Source organism: Thermus caldilimi, assembly GCF_004684245.1.
Taxonomy (GTDB): Bacteria; Deinococcota; Deinococci; order Deinococcales; family Thermaceae; genus Thermus; species Thermus caldilimi.
Map to the genome: position 1 here is coordinate 349995 of NZ_CP038452.1, position 16180 is coordinate 366174.

Sequence of the window (16180 nt, forward strand, 5' to 3'; positions counted from 1 at the left end):
GTGCCTCTCGTGGAGATCCATGGCACTACCATCTTGGCCGTGCGCAAGGATGGGGTCACCACCTTGGCCGGGGATGGCCAGGTTACCTTCGGCCAGACCATCCTCAAGCGGGGGGCGGTGAAGGTGAGGCGCCTCGAGGTGGGGGAAGGCGTCCTGGTGGGTTTTGCCGGCGGGGTGGCGGATGCCCTGAGCCTTCTGGAACGCTTTGAGGAGAAGCTCAAGGAGGCCAAGGGCAACCTGCTCAAGGGGGCGGTGGAAACCGCTAAGCTCTGGCGCACCGACCGGGTGTTGCGCCACCTTCAGGCCATGATCATCGCCGCCGACCGGGAGGGGATGGTGCTCCTTTCCGGAAGCGGCGAGGTCATCACCCCGGAAGAACCCCTTTTGGCGGTGGGGTCTGGGGGTCCCTACGCCTTGGCGGCGGCCAAGGCCCTCTACCGGCACTCCAGCCTTTCCGCTCGGGAGATCGCCGAGGAATCGCTTAAAATTGCTGCCGAAGTGGACCTTTACACCTCGGGACAGGTAACGGTCCTCACCCTGGGGGAAGCATGAACCTCACGCCCGCGGAGATCGTTCGGGAGCTTTCCAAGCACATCGTGGGGCAGGAGGCGGCCAAGCGGGCGGTGGCCGTGGCCTTAAGAAACCGGTACCGCCGGAAGAAACTTCCGCCCGAGGTGGCTCGGGAGGTGACCCCCAAGAACATCCTCATGATTGGGCCCACGGGGGTGGGCAAAACGGAGATCGCCCGCCGCTTGGCCCGCCTGGCGGGGGCTCCTTTTGTCAAGGTGGAGGCCACCAAGTTCACCGAGGTGGGCTATGTGGGCCGGGACGTGGACGCCATCGTGCGGGATCTGGCGGAGGCCAGCTACCAGCTGGTGATGGAGGAAATGAAGAAGAAGGTGGAGGAAAAAGCCCTGGCCTTGGCCGAGGAGGAGCTGGCCACCCTCCTGCGTGCCTCCGTGGCCGAGGTGCGCGCGGGGCGGCTGGATAGCCTCTCGGTGGAGGTGCAGGTGGAGGAGGAGATAAGCCTGCCCTTCATGGGTGTTCTCGGGGGTGAGGGCTTTGGCGGCATGGGGGAGATGCTCAAGGGCCTGCTTCCCAAGCGGCCGGTGCGCAAGCGCATGACGGTGAAGGAAGCCCGGGAGGTCCTCAAGAACCAGCACGCCGAACGCCTCATCGATAAGGAGGAGCTGAAGGAGGAGGCCAGAAGGCGGGCCCAGGAGGACGGGATCGTCTTCATTGACGAGATCGACAAGGTGGCCCGTCGGGAGGGTACGGTGGGGCCGGATGTGTCCGGCGAGGGGGTCCAACGGGACCTCCTGCCCATCGTGGAGGGTACGGTGGTTTCCACCCGCATCGGTCCGGTGTCCACCGAGCATGTGCTCTTCATCGCCGCAGGAGCCTTTCATGTGGCCAAACCCTCGGACCTGATCCCCGAGCTCCAGGGCCGGTTCCCCATCCGGGTGGAGCTTTCCCCCTTGGGCCCCGAGGAGTTTTACCGCATCCTGAAGGAGCCGGAAAACTCCTTGATCCGCCAGTACACGGAGCTTTTGAGGGCAGACGGCACGGAACTCGTCTTTCACGAGGACGCCCTGAAGGCCATTGCTGAAGCAGCCTACCGGGCCAATCAGGAGCTCGAGGACATCGGGGCCAGGAGGTTAGCCACGGTCTTGGAGCGGGTGCTGGAGGAGGTCAGCTTCCAGACAAACCTGGGTCGGGTGGAGATCACCCGGGCCTACGTGGAGCAAAGGCTGGAGGCGGTTTTCGCTTCCCCGGACCTGACGCGGTTTGTGCTTTAGGAGGGAAAGATGCGCTGGATCCTTTTGGCTTTGGGTTTACTGGCTGTACCCAGTCTAGCCCAGACCCCCCACCCCCGTCCAACCAGGTGGAGAAGCAGGATACCTTCCGGCTTGGGGTGCAGCTTTACGCCCTGGGCCGGTACGAGGCGGCCTTGGAGCTTTTTGAACGGGCCTTGAAGGAGAAGCCCCAGGACCCGGATATCGTCTACTGGCTGGCCCGGGCCCAGCTCAAAGTGGGGCTTCTTAACCCCGCCTTGGAGAACGCCAAGGGGCTGGTGGCCAGGAACCCCCGGTACATCGGGGGGTACATGGTCCTCTCCGAGGCCTACGTGGCCCTCTTTCGGGCCTCGGAGGATCGGGAGAAAGGTAAGACCTACTTAGAGCAGGCCCTTACCGTGTTGCGCGATGCCGAGCGGGTGAACCCCCGTTACGCTCCCCTTTACGCCCAAAGGGGTCTGGTCTACGCCTTCCTGGGCCAGGCGGACAAGGCGGAGGAGGCCTTTAAGAAGGCCCTTAGCCTGCAGGATTCCGCAGAGGTGAGGGCGGCTTTGGCCGAGCTCTATCTGGCAGCAGGCCGCTTGGATGAGGCCTTGGAGCAGTACGGCAAAGCAGTCCAGCTTTCACCCCAGGATGGGAATCTAAGGGTTCGCTATGCCTCGGCCCTCCTGCTGAAGGGCCGGGCGGAGGAGGCGGCGAGGGTTTTGGAGGAAGGCCACCGCCTCAAGCCCTTGGACGCCGAGGGCTGGTACACCCTGGGCCAGGCCTATTTCGTCCTGGGCCGCCACAAGGAGGCGGGGGTGGCCTTGGAGAATGCGGTGGCCTTGGCTCCCTTACGCTTCCCCGTGGCCTACTACTACCTGGGTCAGATCTACCTGGCCCTGGGGGATGCCCAGAAGGCCAAAAGCCGCCTTACGGTGGCGGTGCGCCTCGAGCCCAAGCGGGCCGAGTACCGATACCAGCTCTGCCTGGCCAACGAGAAGCTGGGGGACAAGGAGGGTGCCCGGTACCAGTGCCAGGAGGCTTTAAAGCTGAAGCCCGGCTACAGGGAGGCGGAGGAGGTGCTTAAGCGGCTTTAGGGGGTATTGCCAACCTGGTAGTGAATGAAATCACTTAAAGGGCATCCCTGACGGGGTGCCCTTTAAGGACTTTTGCCCCTGGACAGCCTAACGGGGCGGGGGTATAAGGGGTGAGAAGGAGGTGAAGAAATGCTCACCCGCCGCAAGTTTATCGGCTTGGCGGGCGCGGTCACGGGAGGGGCTCTTTTCCTCGAACGGGGGATGGCCCAAGGTGCCCGGCCTGTGTTGCGCAAGCCCATAGGGGAAAAGCCCCTTATCTGCCCTTACTGCGCCACGGGTTGCGGGATGATCGCAGCGGTGCAGGGGGGGAGGTTAGTCAACCTCGAGGGCGACCCCGACCACCCCATCAACCAAGGGGCCCTTTGCTCCAAAGGCCAGGCGGCCCGGGGGTTTGTGCAAAGCCCATACCGGGTCACCAAGGTCCTCTACCGGGCCCCGGGTTCTGAGCGCTGGGAGGAGAAGGACTGGGAATGGGCCCTGGACCGGATCGCCCACTTGATCAAGGACACCCGGGACCGGGGCTGGGTGGAGGTGGACGACCAGGGCCAGACGGTGCGGCGCACGGAGGCCATCGCCACCTTGGGCACCAGCGTGGGCTCCAACGAGGAGGCCTACGCCATGAGCAAGCTCTTCCGGGCCCTGGGCATCGTCTACATTGAGCACCAGGCCCGCATCTGCCACTCCTCCACGGTTCCGGCCCTGGGCAACAGCTTTGGGCGCGGGGCCATGACCAACCACCCCATTGACTTCAAGAACGCTGATGTGATCTTGGTGCAGGGTGGGAACCCAGCAGAACAGCACCCTCTCACCTTCCGCTGGATCCTCGAGGCCAAGGAGCGGGGGGCCAAGCTCATCGTGGTGGACCCCCGCTTCAACCGCACCGCTTCCAAAGCCGACCTCTTCGCCCAGATCCGCCCGGGCACCGACATCGCCTTCATGGGCGGCATGATCCGCTACATCCTGGAGAACAAGCGCTACGATGAGTTCTACGTCAAGCACTACACCAACGCCTCCTTCCTGGTCCACCCGGAGTTCAAGACGGCCACGGAGCTGGACGGGCTTTTCTCCGGCTACGATCCTGAGAAGAAGACCTACGACACCTCCACCTGGGCCTACCAGGTGGACGAAAACGGCCAGGTCAAGACCGATCCCACCCTGCAGGACCCCCACTGCGTCTTCCAAATCCTGAAGCGGCAGTACGAGCGCTACACCCCCGAGGTGGTTTCCAAGATCACCGGTATCCCCGTGGAGAAGCTCCTGGCCATCTACGACCTCTATTCCTCCACAGGGCGCCCCGACCGGGCGGGCACCATCACCTACGCCATGGGGGCCACCCAGCACACCTACGGCACCCAGCACATCCGCACCTACGCCATCGTCCAGCTCCTCCTGGGCAACATCGGCATTCCAGGGGGCGGGGTGAACGCCCTCCGCGGCCACTCCAACGTCCAGGGGAGCACCGACTTCGCCCTTCTCTACCACGACCTCCCCGGCTACCTGGGCCTCCCCAGCGGAGACAAGCCCACCCTGAAGGAATGGCTGGGCTCCCGGGTACCCAAGGCCAACTACGCTCCCTCCGCCAACTGGTGGCAGAACTACCCCAAGTACTTCGTGAGCCTCCTGAAGGCCTGGTGGCCCAAAGTGGCCCCTGAGGAGGCCTACGGCTACCTGCCCAAGCTCTCCCCCCATAAGGACGGCATCCCCGACCAGAGCGCCGATTACTCCCACTATGCCCTCTTCCACGCTATGCTGGCGGGCCGCATCGAGGGGCTTATCGCTATCGGGCAAAACCCCGCCAACTCCGCCGCCAACGTCAACCTGGCCCGGAAGGCCCTGGACAAGCTGAGGTGGCTGGTGGTGGTGGACCCCATGGAAACGGAGACCGCCGCCCACTGGAAGCGGCCTGGGGTGGACCCCAAGGCCATCCAGACCGAGGTCTTCCTCCTGCCTTCGGCGGTGTGGGCGGAGAAGTCCGGGAGCATCACCAATACCGGCCGCTGGGCCCAGTGGTACGACAAGGCTCTGGATCCTCCAGGTGAAGCCAAGGATGAACTCTGGATCCTCACCGAGCTGGTACGGCGCCTTAAGAAGCTCTATGCGGAGGAGGGTGGGCCCAACAAGGAAGCCATCCTGAACCTCTCCTGGTGGGAGCACTCCGAGCATATGGCGGAGGAGGTGGCCAAGGAGTACAACGGCTACGACCTCACCACCGGGAAGCTCATGGCCAGGTTCGCCGACCTCCGGGACGACGGCACCACCGCCTGCGGCAACTGGCTCTACTGCGGGGCCTTCACCGAGGAGGGGAACAAGATGGCCCGCCGGGATCCCAGGGACACCCACCCCTTGGGGCTGGGGCTTTACCAGAACTGGGCTTTTGCTTGGCCCGCCAACCGGCGAATCCTCTACAATCGGGCTTCCACGGACCTTAAGGGCCAGCCCAGGAACCCCGCCAAGTGGCTGGTGCGCTGGAATCCAAAAGAGGAGAAGTGGGAAGGGGACGTTCCCGACGGCGTGGCGCCCCCGGAGAAAGCCCTGCCTTTCATCATGCTTCCCGAGGGGGTGGGGAGGCTCTTCGCTGCCCAGCTTAAGGACGGCCCCTTCCCCGAACACTACGAGCCTTGGGAGAGCGCCTTGGCCAACCTCATCTCCGGCCAGGACAAGAACCCGGTGTGCAAGGTCTGGGTGGGGGATCTGGACGTCTACGGCAGCCCCGAGGAGTACCCCATCGTGGCCACCACCTACCGCCTCACCGAGCACTGGCACACCGGGATGATGAGCCGCAACGTCCCCTGGCTTTTGGAGCTCCAGCCTGACCCCTTTGTGGAGATGGACGTGGAGCTGGCCAAGAGCCTGGGGGTCAAGAACGGGGAATGGGTGCGCATCAAAAGTGCCCGCGGCGAGATGAAGGCGGTGGCCCTGGTCACCCCCAGGGTCCAGCCGGTGAAGGTGGGGGACAAGACGTTGCACCAGGTGGGCATCGTCATCCACTGGGGCTACCAGGGCGGGAACCCCGGCGACTCGGCCAACCAGCTCACGCCCCAGGCCCTGGACCCCAACAGCTTCATCCAGGAGACCAAGGCCTTCCTGGTAAGGATTGAGAAGGCGTAGGAGGTGGGGGATGCCGAACCCGAAGGACTATGCCATCCTGTTTGACGCCAGCCGCTGCATCGGCTGCAAGGCCTGCCAGGTGGCCTGCAAGCAGTGGAATGACCTCGAGGCGGAAAAAACGGAGAACCGGGGAAGCTACACCAACCCCCCCAGGCTTACGGCCCATACCTGGATCTCCATGCGCTACTACGAGGGCTTGAGGCCGGATGGCGACCCCTATTTTGACTTCATCCGCGGGTCTTGCATGCACTGCACCCACGCCCCTTGCGTGGTGAGCTGCCCCACTGGGGCCATGGCCCACCGGGAAGGTGGGGTGGTCACGGTGGACGAGAAGACCTGCATCGGCTGTCGCTCCTGCGTTCAGGCCTGCCCCTATGGGGCGGTCCACTTTGACGAGGCTCGAGGGGTGGTCCACAAGTGCACCATGTGCTACGACCGCATCTCCAATGGCGACCAGCCCGCCTGCGTCAAGGCCTGCCCCACCGATGCTCTGACCTTTGGGACGTATCAGGAGATCCGGGCTTTGGCAGAAGAAAGGGTGCGGGTGCTCAAAGAGCGGGGTTATGCCAGGGCCAATGTTTACGGACTAGCGGAGCTTGGGGGCACCCACGTCCTCTATGTGCTCACCGAGCACCCGAGCCAATACGACTTACCTAAGGCGGTCCGGGAGGCGGAGAAGCGGGCGGCCACAGGCTGGCTCTCTGCTGGCATCGCCGCTGCGGCCCTGGGGGCGGGGCTTAAGTTTATCGTGGAGCGGCGCGAAGCCCTCAAAGGAGGCGGTCAATGATCACCGTAAACCTTCCCAACCCTATGGGCGAGGAGCACTGGGGTTTTTGGATTGCCCTTTACTTCTTCCTGGCGGGAACCACAGGGGGGGCTTACTTGCTCAGCGTCCTCTTCTACGACAAGGACCAGGGTTTGGTGCGTCGTAGCGCCCTGTGGGCGTTCCTAGGGGTGGCGGTGGGCGCTGGCTTGCTGGTCATAGACCTAGGCCAACCTTTGCGGTTTCTTAACCTTCTCTTGAACGGCTTTCACCCGGCTTCGGTCATGTGGCTGGGCAGTTGGTTCTTGGTCTTGGCTGGGGCTGGGCTTTTGTGGGTCTACCTTAGGCCCACCTCTAGGGGAGTGCAGCAGGGAGTAGCGGTGCTGGCGGCTTTGGTGGTGGGGTACACCGCGGTGCTCCTGATGCAAACCGCCAAGCCCTTCTGGAACGCCTCTCCCCTGCTTCCCTGGCTCTTCTTAGCCTCGGCGGCCACGGCGGGAGGGGCGCTCTTGCGGCTTTGGTATCCCCATGAAAAGCTGAGCCGTTTGGTCATTGCCTCCGCCCTCGTGGAAGGGGCAGTCTTGGCCTTGCACCTCATCTGGACGTATCCGGCTGCCACTCCTGGTGTTTTGGCCCTCCTGGTAGGTCCTCTGGCCTGGGCCTTCTGGGGGTTTGTGGTGGTAGGGTGGGGTCTGCCCCTCTTCTTGGAGCGGAGGAACGCGGCCCTGGCGGCCCTTCTCACCCTGGTGGGGGCTTTTTTGCTCCGCTACTTCGTGGTGATGGCAGGCCAAGTGTAACCTTAAAGCCCCCGCCCCTTTAGGGGCGGGGGTACCCTTTGCCCTAAGGGAGGTAAACCCGTGGAAATCCTGGAGGCGGTGCACCGTAGGTTGAGCCAGCTTGCGAGGCGTCGAGAACCCTGGCCGGAAGCTTTAAAAGAAGCCCTGTTGGATGTGCAACAGGCGGTGGAGCAGGTGGCTCCGGGTCTACTTTCCGGCGTGCGGCTTCCTACCCAAGGCAAGCTCTTGGAGGATGCGAAGCGCTTGCGAAGGGGTGAGGTTCCGGAGGATCCAGCTTATGCTTTTTGGCTTCACCAAGCCTTGCGGCTTATTTCCTGGCCGGAAGAAGGGGAGAGTGACCTCCCGGGGAAGGACTGGGCGGAGCGTTGCCCTGCGTGTGGAGGCTTTCCGGATGTGGGATACCTTGATGCGGAAGGGCGTCGCTTTCACGTCTGTGCCTTTTGCGATACCAGCTTCCGGGCCTTGCGCTTGGCCTGCCCTTACTGTGGAGAGGCTCGAGCGGACCACCTGGCGTACTACGAGGAGGGCCCTTACCGGGTTTATGTGTGCCGTTCCTGCGGGGAGCGCTTTGTGGTTCAGGACCTGAGGCTGAAAGCGGATCTGGATCTAGCTGTCCTTAGGGCCCAGGCTGCTTGGTACGCCCTGGCGGAGGAGGAGGATGTGGAGGTTTGAAGGGGGCCGCTTTCAGGAGGAAGCCTATCCCTTGCCGGAGGAGGAGCGATTCCTCCTTTTGGTGAACGGCAAGCCCTGGGCTTCCTTCAGCTATACCCCTGGGGATGAGGTCTACCTGGCCCTAGGCCATCTCTTCCTGAGCGGGGTGCTTTCGGGCCTCGAGGGGGTGCGGTGGCTGGTGGGCGAAGGGGTGGTGGCCGTGGACCTGCCCGGGGATCCCGAGAAGGGGGTGGGGGTGCGGGATAGCGGTTGCGCTGCGGGGCTACGCTATGGTGAACCCAGGCTTTCCCCCTTGCCGAAGGTACCCCTGGATCCCGAACTGCCCCTGGAGCTCATGGCCCAGCTGCGCCAGCATGCGGTGCGCTACGCCCGGACCCGAGGCATACATGGAGCGGCCCTCTTTGACCTTTCCGGACGGCTTCTCTACCTCAACGAGGATATCGGCCGCCACAACGCCGTGGACCGCCTGGCAGGGTACATGCTCCTGGAGGACATGCGGCCTCCCGTGCTCTTGGCGGTAACCGGCAGGGTGAGCCAGGAGATGGCGGGCAAGGCCATTGGCATGGGAGCGGTGCTCCTGGCAAGCCGCACGGGGGCAACTGCCCCTGCGGTGGGCCTGGCCCGCCGCTACGGCCTGGCCCTGGCGGCCTACGTGCGCCCAACAGGCTACCGCCTCTACGCCCCAGGCGGTATGCCGGTACCCGAAGGGGTTCTCAGGCCTTAGGCTCTTCCTTCTTCTCCTCGCCCTCCTGGAGGCCCTTTTTGAACTCCTTGGCCGACTGGCCAATGCCCCGGGCCAGCTCGGGAAGCTTCTTGGCGCCGAAGAGGAGGAGGATGACGAGAAGGATGAGGAGGATTTCCACCGGACCTAAGCGCATGGGGCCATTGTAGCACGCCTTGACCCTCTTGAGGTCAAGTGTTATCGTGGCCTCTGGGGTGGCCTTAGGCCCCGGGGCGTAGCGCAGGCCGGTAGCGCACCTGCTTTGGGAGCAGGGGGTCGCCCGTTCAAATCGGGCCGCCCCGACCACGCGGGAGTAGCTCAGTTGGTAGAGCATCGGCCTTCCAAGCCGAGGGTCGCGGGTTCGAGTCCCGTCTCCCGCTCCAGATGGCCGGGGTGAAGTTTCACCCCGGCTTCGCTTATGGGCCCGTAGCTCAGGGGACAGAGCAGCCGCCTTCTAAGCGGTAGGTCGGGGGTTCGAATCCCTCCGGGCCCGCCAGGTCCAGGATGGGGAAACCCGCCCCCTTGGGGGGCGGGGACTTTTTGTGCGGCAACCGCACCGAAACTCGCTCCATGGTCTAAGCCTGGCCGCCCCAGAGCGCTTTTACCTCCCACCCCACTTCCGCCAAACCCCAGTTCCGCCAGGGTGGTGACTCCGGTAAATCCTTCCCGCAGGCCTTATAGAGGGACGGCTAAGGAGCATAATTTGGAGGGAGGAGGTATCGATAGCTCAACCTACTCACCGTGATCGACGGTTCCCGTGCGAACGTCCACGATTTCCCAGCCTTGGTTGTCCTTCCTTAGCACTGCGATGAGCGGTTCAAACTGCCCCAAGCCATTTGGGGTGCGGGGATAGGCAATCAGCCGAGCCTCGCCTGCATGTAGGGAGAACTCCTTCACGAGAAACACCACTTTCTCTATGGGCACTGCGCCCTGAAGTGTATGCAGGATTGCCTCACGCTCAGGGTGTACCTCGGGAAATATCTCCGTAGGAACCTGGGGTAATTTTTCCTGGAAGCTTCTGTACAGAAAAGCAAGCACATCCACGGACTCCTCAGGACAAGCCACATAAGCGGGGTTAACGACGCCCTTTACCCTCCATTGCTCGCCCTCCTTGTGCAAGAGGGCGATAACCTCGAAGGCATAATTTTCCCCTTGGGCCTCCACCCACGCCCATCCGTCTTTTTCTATGAGGTGCCTCAGCTTTAACCTGACATCTATATCCTGGGACAGACGCACGTCCGCACGCTCGTACCTGAAACCTAAGCCAGCTGGGTCCTCGTCGGGGAATCGCTTCAAAGCTTCTCCTAACGCAGCCAGTATCGCTTCACGTTCAGAACCCTCCCTTCGCTCAACAGATGGGATAACCCGTACGGAGGATATCCTGTTATCCCAACCTATCCTGGAGAGGTCGGCAACGCTACCGGTCAGTTGCGTGGATTTTCCCTCGAAATGGGGATGTTCGTAAACCTCCAGAGTCCATCCAATAGGAACTTCAATGGAAGAGGTTTTGTCGTTAAACTTAAAAGCGTCAAGTTCCGCATAAAAACCATAGGTGCTCAGGTTAGGCAAAGACTGGAGAAGTGGAAGCGCTGCTCCCGTGAAGTCTTTCCCATCCCACAGGACAGCAAACGGGGGCAGATTCTGTGGCCGTCGGGGGGCACGTACAGAGCTGATTCTGTCCTCCCATCCCATCTTGTTCAGATAAGCCTCAGGATGGGTTAGGGTGAGTACCCTGCCTTGATAATTTGAGTGTTCGTAAAGGTCTAGGGACCAACCCCAAGGTGGTATCCACAGGGAGGAAACTCTATCGTTAAAGCCATTTACTTCGAGCCTTGCGCGATCGTTCAGAACGGGCAAGAATAGGCCGTCATAGTTTCTGTCGGCATAAAAAACCGGATACGAGGGCGGCTGGGGGAAATCTTCCATCATCCAGACGCTGACGTATATTCGGGCCCGCATGTCTCCTGTGCCGTCGCTTTTAATAAAGTAGCCCCCGCCTGGAGTCCGCCATATCTGATATCCGAGTTGCGATCCGTAACTTCCCGTTTCTGGGTCGAACTCCAACAAAAACGCCTTGGGGTCACCGGGAGCGATATCCATTTCCTCGTCCTTATGGTTTGTGGGGTCGCTTTCGAACATGTGGATTTGCACGCGTACCGGTTGGGTACCCCAGAGGGGTTTGATCACTCCCCAGACCGGATAGGAGTGGCTGCTATCCACATACTCTGCTTCCGTGTAGGGATGTTCGGTTTCGCCATTTATTATGAACATCACCCAATAGTCGCTGGTTCCCCCCACCTCCTCGTTATTTACGTTGTCCCAACCCGCACCCGTATCTAAATCCATCGCTTCAGGAATGCGCACTCTCAGCCATTTCACACGGTAATAGTCGCTCTGGGTTGACTTTGCCAGGAAGGAGATGGCATTGGAGATGACAGCATTATCCACAGGGAGCAGGGAATCTACATAACCGTGTACCACGTTTAAATTTTCCACGCGCAGCAACTTGATCAGGGTATACGTGCCGTTGAGTTTCAGCCGCACCTCGAACAGGTCCCGGGCGATTAGAGAAGCGTTTGAAAACCATTCTCTACCGAGAAAGGGATAGCCTGAGGACTGCTGCGTGATGCCAATACCCGGTACATTGGGCATATCATCCGCAAATATATCGCTTTCGCCCCACTGTCGCGGGGTTTTCCATGCACCGCCGTAGGTGCTTAGCCATCGTATTGTGCCCTCGTCAAAGTTGGTCAGGGTGTAGAGGTGTCCTCGATTCCCCGTGAACTGAAAGCCCTGCAGGCTATTCCAGAAATCGGGTTTCCTCATATCATCCACTATCCATTTCCGCATAAGACGTAGCCACTGCAGGGACGCTTTATAGGCGCAACGGTACGCCTGATCAAAATAGGGCTTGCCTGCGTGATCCTTGTGCAGAGCATCGTGGCTAAGCCCTCCCTCCCAGTGGGTGAACAGACCATTCTGTCCCCAAACGACGCTTCCGCTGAGAAGTGGTTCTAGTTGCTTTGGCGAGAGGTCAAAATAGGTGGCGTCTTTGATACCGGAGCGCCGAGGGAGATCAAGCTCTACCCAGTTCGAATGAGCATAGAAATCCTGCACAACGTGGAGCGTGACACCCATGACCATCAGCGCACCCAGTCTGTCCTGGGCGCGAACCTTTTCGGTGAGCGCCGCATGAGTATTGTGGATTAGCTGTCGCCAATAGCGGTTAATCCACTGCCCTTCAGGTAGCCCGTCGAAGTGGAGGAAGTCCACTAGCTGCTTTGACGCCCTGGCAAAATCATCGTCGATGACCCATTCCACAGCCTGCTCTTGGAAGAGGTCGGTATAGGAGTTTGCCGCCAGCGCTATGCTGAAAGCGTCTTTCCCGAATCCCTCCTGTCGCATTGCCTCACGAATAAGGTCATAGTGGTAGCCCATGGAGAGGCCGTAAGCGGGCGCGGGGAGCCCAAGGAACAAAATAACCACCAATGCCATCGCATGCGCGGTGGTCAAAAAAACTTGAACCGGCGTCTTCACCCGGGACCTCCTGTTTACAAGGTTGCGGAACGGAACCATGGGCAAGAAGTTGTCTGGGAACCGGCTTCTTTACTCAGAATAGCACCATGAGAAGATTTTGCCAACCGGCGCTGGGCCTGTCTTGGGTCCCCATATAGCGGCAAGGGTATGGGCAGAGTTCCCAGAACACATCGGGATCCCCTGGATGGCGGGCACGGGCTTGTAGCCAGCGGATGGGGGTTCCGCCTTCATCCTTTTGTTGGACGGCTACGGATTCCCAGCCTTCAGGACCAGTTAACTCCAATCTGCTCGACCTCGGGAGGCCTCGGCTCTTTGGGGCGTGGTATCCTCAAGGCCGGCCCTTGTGGCCCGGTCCATGCTGAAACTGGAGAACATCACCAAGCGCTTTGGTTCCGTGGTGGCCAACCGCCGGATCACCCTCGCGGTGGCCCGGGGGGAGGTCCTGGCCCTTCTGGGGGAAAACGGGGCGGGGAAGACCACCTTGGTGAGCATCCTCTACGGCCTTTATGCCCCGGATGAGGGGCGGATCCTCCTGGAGGGCAAAGAGGTACGTATCCCGTCCCCCAAGGCCGCCCAGCGGCTGGGCATCGCCTTGGTGCCCCAGCATCCGGAGCTCATTGAGGCCCACACCGTGGCCGAGAACCTGGCTCTGGGCCTGGACCTGCCCCTGGCTTTCTCCCGCCGGGCTCTGGTGAGGCGGCTTGCGGCGCTTTTAGAAGGGCATCCTTTGGGCGTGGACCTCGAGGCGCCCGTGGCCCGTCTTTCCGCAGGGGAGAAGCAAAGGGTGGAGCTCCTTCGCGCCCTCCTTAACCGCCCCCGGGTGCTCGTCCTGGACGAGCCCACCAGCGTCCTTACCCCCAAGGAGGTGGAGGGGCTCTTCCAGGAGATCCGGCGCCTCAAGGCCTTGGGCCTGGCGGTGATCTTCATCAGCCACAAGCTGGAGGAGGTCCTGGCCATCGCCGACCGGATTGCCGTGCTTAGGGCCGGGGAGAAGGTGGGGGAGGTTTGGCGCCAGGAGGCGGACAAGGACCTCCTGGTGCGCCTCATGGTGGGCCGGAGCCTGGCCCCGCCCCCCAAGGTGCCCCCGCCCCGGGAGGAAGTGGTCCTCGAGGTGGAGGACCTTCTGGTGCCCCGGCACGGTTTCCCCGTCCAGGGGGTTTCCTTCGCCTTGCGGGCAGGGGAGGTGCTGGGGATTGCGGGGGTGGCGGGAAGCGGGCAGGCGGAGCTCGTGCAGGCCCTGGCGGGTCTCAGGCCCCACCAGGGCCGGGTGCGGTTCCTTGGCAAGCCCTGGCCCCGGGACCCCATGGGCCTCTTCCGCCAAGGGGTGGCCCATATTCCCGAGGAGCGGAGCATGGGGGTGGTGGGGGGCATGAGCGTGGCCGAAAACCTGGCCCTTAGAACCTACCCTCGCTTTGTTCGCAGGGGCTTGCTGGATTACCGGGCCATGGAAATGGAGGCGGAGGGCTTGATCCAGCGCTACGGCATCCGCACCCCCTCCCCCCGCACCCCGGTGCGGTTCCTCTCGGGAGGAAACGTGCAGAAGGTGATCCTGGCCCGGGAGCTCCAGGGGGGGCCTCGCCTTCTCTTGGCCATGCACCCCACCTACGGGCTGGATGTGGGGGCCACCGAGGAGGTTCACGGGCGTATCCTGGAGCTTGTGCAAGGCGGTGCGGCCGTGCTTTTGGTCAGCGAGGACCTGGACGAGATCCTGGCCCTCTCCCATAGGGTGGCGGCCCTGTACCACGGGCGCTTCGTGGGGCCCGTTCCCCGGGAGGAGGCGGACCGGGAGCGGCTGGGGCGGATGATGACGGAGGGGCGGGTATGAGGTGGGAGCTGGATCCTAGCCCAAGCCCCTGGAAGGTGTTCTTGGCCTATAGCCTGGTCGTGGCCCTGGCCTTGTTGCTTTTAGGCCTTCTTTTCCTCCTCTATGGGGTATCCCCGCTAAAGGCCTACGGGCTTCTTCTCTCCCCTCTGGGGGATTCCTTGGGCCTGGCCGAGGTAGGGCGGCGCACCATCCCCCTCCTCCTTATCGGGGCAGGCTTGGCCCTGGCCTTTAGGGTAGGGTTTTTCAACATCGGGGCGGAGGGGCAGCTTCTCATGGGGGCGGTGGGAGGAGGCTACGTGGCCCTTTTCCTGCCTCCCGGACCCTGGACCCTGCCCCTCATGTTCCTTTTGGGGGGCGGTCTGGGGGCGGTTTGGAGTGGGCTTGCCGCCTGGCTTCGGGTGCGCTTTGGGGCCAACGAGATCCTAACCACCCTCATGCAGAACTACCTGGTCTACTACCTGGTGGTCTACCTGGTGGCGGGACCCTGGAAGGGGCAGATGGTCTTTGGCTTCCTCTACACGGACCGGTTTCCCCCGGAGGCCCAGCTTCCCCGCCTGGGGGATACCCTGGTGCACTGGCCCACCCTGCTTCTTGGGATTGCGGCGGCCTTGGGGCTTCAGCTCCTGCTCTTCCGCACCCCCTTGGGCTTTGAATGGCGCATCCTGGGGGAAAACCCGGAGGCTGCCCGGTACCTGGGCCTTAAGGGGGGCAGGCTGATCCTCTTGGCGGCGCTTCTTTCCGGTTTCCTTGCGGGCCTGGCGGGGGTGGGGGAGGTGGCGGGCATCCACCTGAGGCTTTTGGAGCCCGCCCAGATCTCCCTGGGGTACGGCTTCACCGCCATCCTGGTGGCCTGGCTGGCCCGGGGAAGGCCCCTTTGGGCGCTCTTTACCGCCCCCCTTCTCGGCCTCATCCTGGCCGGGGGGGATGCCTTGAAGCTTGCCCTTTCCATGCCCTTTCGGGTGGTGGACGTGGTGGCGGGGCTTTTGCTCCTCAGCCTCATCGGAGCCGAGGCCTTGAGCCAACGTCGCTTGGTCTGGAGGCGCTGATGGAAGAGGCTCTGGTGCGCGCGGTACTTTTCGGGACGCCCATACTCTTGGCCTCCCTGGGGGCCCTTCTTTCCGAGCGGGGAGGGGTGGTGAACCTGGGGGTGGAGGGCATGATGGCGCTTTCTGCCCTGGCCGCCTTTGCCGCGGCCCTCGAGGCCGGGCCGGTTTGGGGGGTTCTTTGCGGGGTTGGGGTGGGTTCCTTGCTGGGCCTTTTCCTGGGCGTCTTCGCCGTGTTTCTCCGGGCCAACCAGTTCGTGGCGGGGCTTGCCCTGGCCGCCTTGGGCCTTGGGGCCTCGGGGCTGTTGGGGAAGCGGTACGAGGGAACCCCCTTGCCCGACCCCCTGCCGGAAGGGGTGTTGGCCGGGCTGGCTTTGATCCTGGCCCTGGGCCTCCACCTCCTCCTTTCCCGCACCCGCTATGGCCTTTACCTGAGGAGCGTGGGGGAGAACCCCAAGGCGGCGGATCTCTTCGGGGTGAGCGTGGACGGGGTGCGGTACCTGGCCTTGGCCCTGGGGGGCGGGATGATCGGCCTGGCTGGGGCCTACCTTTCCCTGGCCTACCGCCCCTCCTGGACGGACGGCATGACCTCGGGGCTGGGCTGGGTGGCCATCGCCCTCGTGATCCTGGCGGGCTGGCAGCCTTTAAGGGCGGTGCTGGGGGCTTACTTTTTTGGCCTCCTGTTCTTCCTGCAGTTCCGTTTGCAGGGCAGTGTACCTATACCGTCCGAGGCCTTTGCCGCCATGCCCTACCTTTTGGTTATCCTGGTCCTGGCCCTCTCGGGCCGCGCCCGGGCCCCCAAGGCCCTGGGCCAGCCCTTTGACCGGGGGAGGTGAAGG

12 protein-coding genes, 3 tRNA genes and 1 pseudogene are annotated in these 16180 nt (G+C 62.8%); 14 read left to right on the forward strand and 2 right to left on the reverse strand.

The window, feature by feature from the left end; translation table 11 throughout:
• Nucleotides 1–9: 9 nt before the first annotated feature.
• The 8 genes and pseudogenes from hslV (at nt 10) to EBI04_RS01755 (ending at nt 8939) form a co-directional block, all read left to right on the forward strand.
• Nucleotides 10–552 (forward strand): ATP-dependent protease subunit HslV, encoded by a 543-nt coding sequence (gene hslV / locus EBI04_RS01720; protein WP_135255781.1) that lies wholly within the window; start codon nt 10–12, stop codon nt 550–552.
• The gene (locus EBI04_RS01725) at nt 549–1799 is read left to right on the forward strand and encodes an ATP-dependent protease ATPase subunit HslU (RefSeq protein WP_135255782.1); all 1251 of its coding nucleotides are present in this window, start codon (nt 549–551) and stop codon (nt 1797–1799) included. Before hslV ends, EBI04_RS01725 begins: the two co-directional genes overlap by 4 nt.
• A gap of 9 nt (nt 1800–1808) precedes the next feature.
• Nucleotides 1809–2875 (forward strand): annotated as a pseudogene (locus EBI04_RS01730) (tetratricopeptide repeat protein).
• Between the two features lie 129 nt (nt 2876–3004).
• A complete protein-coding gene (gene fdnG / locus EBI04_RS01735; RefSeq protein WP_135255783.1) occupies nt 3005–5983 on the forward strand; it encodes a formate dehydrogenase-N subunit alpha in 2979 nt (992 codons plus the stop codon).
• A gap of 10 nt (nt 5984–5993) precedes the next feature.
• Complete coding sequence (locus tag EBI04_RS01740; RefSeq protein ID WP_135255784.1) at nt 5994–6770, forward strand: 4Fe-4S dicluster domain-containing protein; 777 nt, start codon at nt 5994–5996, stop codon at nt 6768–6770.
• On the forward strand, nt 6767–7543 hold the full coding sequence (nrfD, locus tag EBI04_RS01745; RefSeq protein WP_135255785.1) for an NrfD/PsrC family molybdoenzyme membrane anchor subunit: 777 nt from the start codon (nt 6767–6769) through the stop codon (nt 7541–7543). Before EBI04_RS01740 ends, nrfD begins: the two co-directional genes overlap by 4 nt.
• A 393-nt stretch (nt 7544–7936) precedes the next feature.
• Nucleotides 7937–8215 (forward strand): hypothetical protein, encoded by a 279-nt coding sequence (locus EBI04_RS14040; protein WP_444545752.1) that lies wholly within the window; start codon nt 7937–7939, stop codon nt 8213–8215.
• A complete protein-coding gene (locus tag EBI04_RS01755) occupies nt 8202–8939 on the forward strand; it encodes a formate dehydrogenase accessory sulfurtransferase FdhD (protein WP_135255787.1) in 738 nt (245 codons plus the stop codon). The genes EBI04_RS14040 and EBI04_RS01755 overlap by 14 nt, the downstream gene beginning before the upstream one ends.
• Here EBI04_RS01755 and tatA read toward each other — a convergent pair.
• Nucleotides 8929–9093: a twin-arginine translocase TatA/TatE family subunit gene (tatA, locus tag EBI04_RS01760; protein ID WP_038030191.1), complete on the reverse strand. Its 165-nt coding sequence runs from the start codon at nt 9091–9093 to the stop codon at nt 8929–8931. The genes EBI04_RS01755 and tatA overlap by 11 nt on opposite strands.
• A 72-nt stretch (nt 9094–9165) precedes the next feature.
• Between tatA and EBI04_RS01765 the strand changes: the two genes are divergently transcribed.
• The 3 genes from EBI04_RS01765 (at nt 9166) to EBI04_RS01775 (ending at nt 9432) form a co-directional block, all read left to right on the forward strand.
• Nucleotides 9166–9242 (forward strand) — tRNA-Pro (locus EBI04_RS01765).
• Nucleotide 9243: 1 nt separating this feature from the next.
• Nucleotides 9244–9319: transfer RNA gene (locus EBI04_RS01770), tRNA-Gly, on the forward strand.
• Nucleotides 9320–9356: 37 nt separating this feature from the next.
• Nucleotides 9357–9432 (forward strand) — tRNA-Arg (locus EBI04_RS01775).
• A 236-nt stretch (nt 9433–9668) separates the two neighbouring features.
• Here the strand turns inward: EBI04_RS01775 and EBI04_RS01780 are convergent.
• Nucleotides 9669–12473, reverse strand: coding sequence for a beta/gamma crystallin-related protein (locus tag EBI04_RS01780; RefSeq protein WP_167481858.1), 2805 nt, complete (start codon nt 12471–12473; stop codon nt 9669–9671).
• 355 nt (nt 12474–12828) lie between these two features.
• On the opposite strand from EBI04_RS01780, the gene EBI04_RS01785 reads away from it, so the two are divergent.
• From EBI04_RS01785 to EBI04_RS01795, 3 genes are read left to right on the forward strand one after another with little or no spacing between them, the layout of a single operon-like run.
• A complete protein-coding gene (locus EBI04_RS01785; RefSeq protein ID WP_135257839.1) occupies nt 12829–14298 on the forward strand; it encodes an ABC transporter ATP-binding protein in 1470 nt (489 codons plus the stop codon).
• Entirely contained in the window at nt 14295–15344 is a 1050-nt protein-coding gene (locus EBI04_RS01790) for an ABC transporter permease (RefSeq protein ID WP_135255789.1), read from the forward strand. The genes EBI04_RS01785 and EBI04_RS01790 overlap by 4 nt, the downstream gene beginning before the upstream one ends.
• Nucleotides 15344–16177, forward strand: coding sequence for an ABC transporter permease (locus EBI04_RS01795; RefSeq protein WP_038068994.1), 834 nt, complete (start codon nt 15344–15346; stop codon nt 16175–16177). Before EBI04_RS01790 ends, EBI04_RS01795 begins: the two co-directional genes overlap by 1 nt.
• Nucleotides 16178–16180: the final 3 nt, after the last annotated feature.

Excerpts from the sequence above, each read along its gene's own strand:
- EBI04_RS01725 (WP_135255782.1), top strand. The coding sequence starts at position 549 with ATGAACCTCACGCCCGCGGAGATCGTTCGGGAGCTTTCCAAGCACATC.
- fdnG (WP_135255783.1), top strand. The coding sequence starts at position 3,005 with ATGCTCACCCGCCGCAAGTTTATCGGCTTGGCGGGCGCGGTCACGGGA.
- EBI04_RS01740 (WP_135255784.1), top strand. The coding sequence starts at position 5,994 with ATGCCGAACCCGAAGGACTATGCCATCCTGTTTGACGCCAGCCGCTGC.
- nrfD (WP_135255785.1), top strand. The coding sequence starts at position 6,767 with ATGATCACCGTAAACCTTCCCAACCCTATGGGCGAGGAGCACTGGGGT.
- EBI04_RS01755 (WP_135255787.1), top strand. The coding sequence starts at position 8,202 with ATGTGGAGGTTTGAAGGGGGCCGCTTTCAGGAGGAAGCCTATCCCTTG.
- tatA (WP_038030191.1), bottom strand. The coding sequence starts at position 9,093 with ATGCGCTTAGGTCCGGTGGAAATCCTCCTCATCCTTCTCGTCATCCTC.
- EBI04_RS01785 (WP_135257839.1), top strand. The coding sequence starts at position 12,829 with ATGCTGAAACTGGAGAACATCACCAAGCGCTTTGGTTCCGTGGTGGCC.
- EBI04_RS01790 (WP_135255789.1), top strand. The coding sequence starts at position 14,295 with ATGAGGTGGGAGCTGGATCCTAGCCCAAGCCCCTGGAAGGTGTTCTTG.
- EBI04_RS01795 (WP_038068994.1), top strand. The coding sequence starts at position 15,344 with ATGGAAGAGGCTCTGGTGCGCGCGGTACTTTTCGGGACGCCCATACTC.